This window comes from Longimicrobium sp., from assembly GCF_036280135.1.
Lineage (GTDB): Bacteria > Gemmatimonadota > Gemmatimonadetes > Longimicrobiales > Longimicrobiaceae > Longimicrobium.
Window position 1 is genome coordinate 1 of sequence record NZ_DASURI010000599.1, and the last position, 7,202, is coordinate 7,202.

Below are 7,202 nucleotides of genomic sequence, written 5' to 3' on the forward strand. Positions count from 1 at the left end.
CGGTCTCTGCGTCGTGCGCCGGACCTGGGGTCCGGCGGTCGGGTCAGCGGATGACCCGTGCTCGCGCGCGCATGCCGTCGCCTGCCCTCCCCGTGGTGCGGGAGCGCATCCGACAACAATGGCACATGTGCGCGAGGTTGATTTGCATGAGTGCTACGATAAACGGCTCCAACGCTCTCCGCAACCCGGGGACGAAAAGGAGCGCTTGCTGTCCGCGCGGTGACGCCAAAGGTGAACGGGTTGAACAGTGTTCCGTTCGTGTATACTCTTGGTGCCTGTCGTCGGTACACGAGCTCTTTCAGCGAGCGGAGCCGAGCAGCCGACACGGGTTGACAATCCCATGCCTCAGAGGTGATAATGCCTCCAGAGGCATGTCGCTCCCGAGGAGGCGGCATGCAGGTCCCGAAGGCGGAACGGCTGCGCGAATTTTACCGGCGGCTGGCGGATGCACCCCGTTCGTCAACGTTCGACGAGGCGTTTACCCAGTTGGCGGGCATTCTGGATGAGGTCGAGGACGAGCTGACCAACATCCCGAACGATCCGAACAACTGGCGGTGGGACGACCGCATCTATCCGCCGCAGCAGGACAACATGGGCGCGGTACCCGGGCATCCGCGGGTGATGCGGTTCCGAAGCGTGAAGCATCGGACCTACATCGGCGCCAACGGATCCCTCGAGATCGTGTCGCTCGAGGGTACGATCGAGCTGCGCAAGCCGGGCCTGAATGGGCGCGGCGTGTGGGAGCTGGACCCGAAGTGAACCCGTGCTCGTGGGAGGATGCAGAGATGAATGCGCTGGAGTGCCTGCGGGAGCGCCTGGGGACCCGGTTTCCCGATGCCGAGCTCTCCATCGACAAGGCCGAGACGGATACGGGCAGCTGGTTCCTGGATGCCACGCTCCAGGAGTACATGCTGGTGGTGGAGTGGCGGCCGGATCGCGGATTCGGCATCTCGACGCCGTCGCCCGACGATTACGGCGCCAAGCCCGACGAAGTCTACGTCGAGCTCAACGCGGCGTACGAGCGCATCAAGGCGCTGCTGCTGAGCCAGACGCCCACCAAGCCGCCGGTTCGGGCGACGCTCCCCGAGCTTCGCGAGGCACAAAAGCTCTCGCAGGCCGAGCTCGCGAACCGGCTGTCCATCAACCAGGGCGCCTGCTCGCGGATGGAGCGCCGCAACGACATGCTCGTGGGCACGCTGCGCAACGTGGTCGCGGCCATGGGCGGGGAGCTGCGCCTGGTGGCCGAGTTCCCCGACCGCACGGTGTACATCGACCTCGATGCCGTCGCCGGGCGAAACGGCGCCACCCCGGCCGACCCCGCCGCGGCCTGACGCGGCGCTTCGCCATCCGCCCCCGCTCGCCCCGTCCTTGTGTGATGACGCGAGCGGCGGCATCCTCCGTTGGACCGGGATCTTCGCCCGGTCCGTTCCCCTCGCATCCCCACGCATCCGCCGATGAACGTCATCAACCTGGCCGAGAAGCTGTCGCGGTTCAGCGACCACTGGCACCCGCGCATCGTGGGGGAGCTGAACGGGCAGCAGGTCAAGCTCGCCAAGCTGCAGGGCGAGTTCGTGTGGCACGACCACGCGGACGAGGACGAGCTCTTCCTGGTGCTCAAGGGCCGGCTGCGCATGGAGTTCCGCGACCGCACCGTGGAAGTGTGCGAGGGCGAGATCATCATCGTCCCGCGCGGCGTGGAGCACCGGCCCATCGCGGACGAGGAGGTGCACGTGATGCTCTTCGAGCCCGCCAGCACCAAGCACACGGGCGACGTGGAAACGGAGCTCACCCGCCACGTGCTGGAGCGCATCTGAGCCTCGCGAACGCCGTCCCCGCGCGTTCGGCGCCGCCGCTCCGGGGCCGACGGCGGCGCGCGTCGAGCCCGGTTGCGCGCGTGGCGCGGATGATCGTGCTGGGGCCCGGCGTGCTGATCTCGACGATGGCCATCGGACGGGTGGCGTTCGCGCCGGACCCGGAGGATCACGACCGCGCGACACGCGTGGCCCTCGCGCAGCTGGAGTACCTGCGGCCGGGGCTGGAAGCGCGCGCGGACCAGATGCAGGCCTACTTTCCCGAGGGGCGCGTCTTTACGCTGGCGCTCTACGGGCTCACGTGGGTGGACATCGGGCTGGGGACCACGGACGCGGCCACGCGCGCCCGGGCGCTGGCGGAGGCGCGCCACGCGCTGGCCCTGGCGACGGCGCCGCGGTCGCTGAAGCCGTTCGAGGAGGCGGGCGGACTTCCGTACGGCATGTTCTACGAGGGGTGGACGGCGCACCTGCGCGCGGGCACGCTGCACCTGGGCGGCGGTGCCGCGGCCGACACGGCGTTCCGCGGGAACTGCGCGCGGCTGGACGCGTCGCTCCGGGCGCACGGCCCGTTCGCCGACTCGTACGGGGGGATGGCGTGGCCGGCGGACAACGCGGCGGGCGCGGCGGCGCTGGCCTCGTGCGGCACGCTGCTGGACCCGCGCTACGGCGAGACGGCGCGGGCGTGGCTGCGGGCCGCCCTGCGCCAGGCGGACCCCGCCACGGGCATCATCCCGCACGTGGACGGCCTGGCCCAGCCCCGCGGCGAATCCGCCGTGCTGATGATCCGCTTTATCCACGAGATCGACCCGCGCGCGGCGGCGGCGCAGTACGACGCCATGGTGCGCACGTTCGCCACGCGCTTTGCGGGGCTGCTGCCGGCCGTGCGCGAGTATCCGCACGGCATGACCGGCGACGGCGACGTGGACTCCGGGCCCGTGATCCTGGGCGTGAGCGCGCCCGCGTCCGTCGTGGGCGTGGCGGCCGCGCGCATCACGGGACACGCGCGCGCCGCGGCGGACCTGCGCGCTTCCGCGGAGGTGCTGGGCATGCCGCTGCAGTGGGGCGGCCGCCGGTCGTACGCGTTCGGTGCGCTGCCCGTGGGCGACGCGTTCCTGGCATGGGTCACGGTCGTGCGGCCGTGGAACACGCCGCCGGCGGCACCCGTCGCGGCCACGCCGTTCGGCCGGTGGCGATGGACGTGGTACGTGCTGTGGGGCGGCCTGCTCGCCCTTTCCGCCATGGGGCTGACGCGCCTGGCGAGACAACCCGCATCCACGAGATCGCGATGAACGAGACGGAGCAGCCGGCCGAGCGCGTCCGCGACTTCTACGACGCCGTCGCGGCGGAGTACGCGGACCACTTCGCGGACGAGCTGGATACCAAGCCGCTGGACCGCGCACTGCTGGAGCGGTTCGCGGCGGAGGTGCGCGGCGCCGGCACCGTGTACGACCTGGGCTGCGGCCCGGGCGGGCAGACGACGGCCTTCCTGCACGCGCGGGGCGTGGACGTGCGCGGCGTGGACCTGTCGCTGGCCGCGGGCGCGGAGGCGGCGCGCCGGCATCCGCGCATCCCCTTCCTGGTGGCGGACATGCTGGACCTGCCACTGCCGGACGGCGACGCGGCGGGGATCGTTGCCTTCTACGCCATCGTGCACTTCGGGCCCGCGCAGCTGCGGATAGCCCTTCGTGAGATGGGCCGCGTGCTGGCGCCCGGCGCGCCGCTGCTGCTCTCGTTCCACGTGGGCGACGAGACGGTGCACGTGGACGAGATGTTCGGCCGGGCGGCGTCCGTCGACTTCCGCTTGCATCCCGTGGAACGGGTTGAATCGGCGCTGCGCGAGGCGGGGCTGGGCGAGACCGAGACCGTCGTCCGCGACGCGTACCCCGGCGTGGAGCATCCCACCCGCCGCGCGTACGTCCTGGCGCGCAAACCCGCCGCGTCCGGGGACGTCGATCGATGACGCGAATCAGGCCGATGACGCGAACCGGGGCCGATGAACGAAAGAGCCGCGGATGGCATTCAGCCCATCCGCGGCTCTCTCGTTTTTACCCACGATCCGCCGGGCACTCTGTCGAATCCGCGTAAACACCGCGTCATCCTGAGGAGCCGCCGCGTGGACCCTGCCCGAACGTGATCCCTGGCGGCGACGAAGGATCTTGCCTGCGAAACTCTGCGGCGGCCCTCGTGCACGGAAGCCGTCTCCGAGTTTCGCACACAAGATCCTTCGGTCGCGCCAAGGTTCTGCGTGCGTTCAGGTTGCGCGCGGCGCTCCCTCAGGATGACGCTCCTTGGCCTCCATTCAAAATATGGTGTGGCAACACCCCTGAGGGAGCGCCCGCGCGGAGCTCGCCTGTTCACCAGGCTGCGGGCGCGACCCTAGGATCTCCGCCGCGGTGCAGGGAAGTTCGCCGCTGGACTGGGCCGTTGCTCAGGAAGACAACTGCTTTTCCCGATCCGGTATTACAGCCGGCGGCCGCCGCGGCGGAATACGTGCAGCAGGAACAGCAGCACCACGGCGCCGATGAACGCGGTGAAGATGGTGCCCGCCAGCCCGCCGAACGGGGTGGAGACGCCCAGCTGGTCAAAGATCCATCCGCCCACGAACGCGCCCACGATGCCCACGATGATGTCGCCGATCAGGCCGACACCCCCCACCAGCAGCGCCGCCAGCACGCCCGCGACGAGCCCCACGATGAGCCAGGTGACGATGTCCATCCGGATTCCTCCAGGTCGAGTGTGTGCCGTGAGACGGTAATCTAACGCGTCCACCCGCCGCGGAGCACGGATTGACATCCGCCCGCGCGCCGCGGAATCATCATCCCTTCCATTTCCCGCGCCACGAGTGCCTGATGATCGATTACGGCTCCCTCTTCGCCACCTTCGAGACCCTCGTCCGCGCGTCGGACTCCGCCGAGACCGGGTGGATGGCGCTGCTGGCCGAGACGGAGCGCCATGGTGCCGTTCCGCCGGAGCTGCGCGCGTGGGACGTGGCGGCGGAAGTCGCGCAGCTGCGGGCAAAGGTGGAGGAGGTGATCCGCGGCGCGCCCCTCCCGCCGGGGACGAAGTTCATCTGGTTCGGGCTGTTCGACGCGCGCGACGAGGAGACGGACCTGCCCGTCGCGGGCTTCTATCTCGGCGGCGGGCCGGACGAGAACGCGGAGCTCGCCATCGCGGAGGGCCGGCTGGAGTACCTGCCGGAATCGCGCTACCTCATCTCGCCCCTGCTGGACGCCATCGAGGCAGCCGCAGAGCGCGACGAATACGACTACCGGCTGATGAACTACGCCCTCGTCTTTGGCGCGGCCGCGCTGCTGGCCAGGCACGCGACGGAGGGGCTGCTGGACGGCTACTCGCTCGTCGTTGGCTTCGACGAGGGCGATTACGCGACCATCCGCCCCGCGCAAACGGAGCGCTGAGTGGACTGGAAGCCGTACGATCCGTCATGGCTGGCCGATTGGGTGCGCACCCATCGGCCCGAGCCGGCGTGGCTGGCCGATGCGCTGGCCCGGTGCACGCGCGCGGCGGAGGGCGGCCGCGCGTACCTGTACTTCGTGGACCCGGAGAATGCCAACCAGCCCGGCGCGGAATGGCAGATCGCGGAAAACGTCACGCTGGAGCACCCGAAGGAGGGCACGCTCGTCCTCGACATCCTGGAGGGGCGGCGCGTGGGCGGGATCGAGTTCCTGCGCCGGCTCTGACGCCGGCGGAGCTCTACGGCATTTGCTCACACGGGGCCTTCGGCCAACGGAGTCAACGGTTTGTGTTTCGATCCTGGGCTGCCTGCCGCGAGCGCCGCTGGCTCCGTGTGTCGTCCGCCGTTGTCGCGGGCCGTCCCGATCGAGACAGCGGTGTTACCGCGCCGTGTCGGGAGGTGCGGAGCTTGGGGACGGGGGCACGTCGGCGGCGGACGCGGGTACGCCGAGGATCTACAACAGGTGTTTCACCGAGGGAATGCATGACGTTGCGAAACAAGACGATGGCCGTGCTGGCATCGCTCCTGGCGATGGCGCCGGCCGTCCCGGCGCGGGCGCAGGAGCAGCGGCCGGCGCTGGTGGTGTTCATCACCGTGGACCAGCTGCGGCCGGACTACTTCGAGCGCTACGCCGACCAGCTCACGGGCGGGTTGGCGCGGCTGGCGCGCGGCGCGTTCTTCACGGACGCGTACCAGGATCACGCCATCACCGAGACGGCGCCGGGGCACGCCAGCACGCTGTCGGGGCGGTTTCCCGCCAGCACGGGCATCATGGCCAACGCGTACGGCGTGGGCGACGCGCAGGCGCCCCTGCTGACGGGAACGATGATGGGCGCGTCGCCGTTCCGCTTTCGCGGCAGCGTGCTGATGGACTGGATGCGCACGCGCGACGAGCGCAGCCGCGGGCTCAGCATCAGCCGCAAGGACCGGGGCGCCATCCTGCCCATGGGCCGCGCGCACCAGTCCGTGTTCTGGTACGACTACCAGGGCCGGTTCACCACCAGCACGTACTACGCGGACACGCTGCCCGCGTGGGTGCGGCAGTTCAACGCCCGCCGCGTTCCGCAGTCGTTCGCCGGCCGTGAGTGGACGCTGCTGCTGCCGGAGCGCGCGTACCGCGAGCGCGACGACGTGCAGGTGGAGAGCCGCAACCCGTACGTTCGCGGCCAGCGCGAGGTCACCTTTCCGCACCGCGTGCCGGCGGACCCGGACAGCGCCGCGAAGTACTTTACCGAGTTCCCGTTCATGGACCAGCTGACGGCCGACGCGGCCATCACGGGGCTGCGGGCCATGAACCTGGGGCGGGGCCCGGCCACGGACCTGCTGGCCGTCTCGTTCAGCAGCACGGACGCCGTGGGGCACCGCTACGGACCGGACTCGCGCGAGATCCACGACCAGGTGCTGCGGCTGGACCGCACGCTGGGCGCGTTCATCGACAGCGTGTACGCGCAGGTGGACTCGTCGCGCGTGGTGTTCGCGCTGACGGCGGACCACGGCGTGGCGTCGTTTCCCGAGGTGGCGTACGGCGACTCGGCGGGCGCGTACCACGTGAGCGTGGACTCGCTGGTGGAGCGCCTTCGGACGGGGCTGGCGGCGATGGGCGCGCCGGCCACGGCCGTGGAGCAGGATGACGGCATCCTCTTCGTGCGCACGGAGCAGATGCCGGCCGGCGTGGACGCGGAGCCGCTGCTGCGCGCGTTCGTGGACCAGGCGCGGCGGGTGCCGGGTGTGACGCGGGTGGACTGGATGCGCGACCTGTGGGCCATGGATCCCGCCGCGCGCGACGCGGACGAGGTGGCGCGGCGCTGGGTGCACATGATCTCGCCGGACCAGCCCGTGCCCATCGTGATGACGCTGCGGCCGGGCGCCGTGTGGGGTCCGCGCTCGTCCGCCACGCACGGCACGCCGCACGGGTACGA

Annotated in this window: 9 protein-coding genes; 8 read left to right on the forward strand and 1 reads right to left on the reverse strand. The window is 70.7% G+C overall.

All coding sequences use genetic code 11. The features are described from left to right. Positions 1-393 precede the first annotated feature (393 nt). The 5 genes from VFZ20_RS19285 (at position 394) to VFZ20_RS19305 (ending at position 3,771) form a co-directional block, all read left to right on the forward strand. Positions 394-759: a hypothetical protein gene (locus VFZ20_RS19285; RefSeq protein ID WP_329685564.1), complete on the forward strand. Its 366-nt coding sequence runs from the start codon at positions 394-396 to the stop codon at positions 757-759. Positions 760-785: 26 nt separating this feature from the next. Further along, entirely contained in the window at positions 786-1,331 is a 546-nt protein-coding gene (locus VFZ20_RS19290) for an XRE family transcriptional regulator (RefSeq protein ID WP_329685565.1), read from the forward strand. Between the two features lie 123 nt (positions 1,332-1,454). Then, on the forward strand, positions 1,455-1,814 hold the full coding sequence (locus VFZ20_RS19295; protein ID WP_329685566.1) for a cupin domain-containing protein: 360 nt from the start codon (positions 1,455-1,457) through the stop codon (positions 1,812-1,814). A gap of 80 nt (positions 1,815-1,894) precedes the next feature. After that, the gene (locus tag VFZ20_RS19300) at positions 1,895-3,100 is read left to right on the forward strand and encodes a hypothetical protein (protein ID WP_329685567.1); all 1,206 of its coding nucleotides are present in this window, start codon (positions 1,895-1,897) and stop codon (positions 3,098-3,100) included. Then, positions 3,097-3,771, forward strand: a complete 675-nt coding sequence (locus tag VFZ20_RS19305) for a class I SAM-dependent methyltransferase (protein ID WP_329685568.1) — start codon at positions 3,097-3,099, stop codon at positions 3,769-3,771. Before VFZ20_RS19300 ends, VFZ20_RS19305 begins: the two co-directional genes overlap by 4 nt. 500 nt (positions 3,772-4,271) lie before the next feature. Here VFZ20_RS19305 and VFZ20_RS19310 read toward each other — a convergent pair whose 3' ends face one another. After that, entirely contained in the window at positions 4,272-4,532 is a 261-nt protein-coding gene (locus tag VFZ20_RS19310; protein ID WP_349264109.1) for a GlsB/YeaQ/YmgE family stress response membrane protein, read from the reverse strand. A gap of 128 nt (positions 4,533-4,660) precedes the next feature. Here VFZ20_RS19310 and VFZ20_RS19315 point away from each other — a divergent pair, with 128 nt between their 5' ends. From VFZ20_RS19315 to VFZ20_RS19325, 3 genes are all read left to right on the forward strand, one after another. Beyond that, positions 4,661-5,227: a hypothetical protein gene (locus tag VFZ20_RS19315; RefSeq protein WP_329685570.1), complete on the forward strand. Its 567-nt coding sequence runs from the start codon at positions 4,661-4,663 to the stop codon at positions 5,225-5,227. Then, a complete protein-coding gene (locus VFZ20_RS19320; RefSeq protein WP_329685571.1) occupies positions 5,228-5,509 on the forward strand; it encodes a hypothetical protein in 282 nt (93 codons plus the stop codon). It begins immediately after the preceding gene. 257 nt (positions 5,510-5,766) lie between these two features. Further along, on the forward strand, positions 5,767-7,202 hold a 1,436-nt coding region (locus VFZ20_RS19325; RefSeq protein ID WP_329685572.1), incomplete at its 3' end, for an alkaline phosphatase family protein.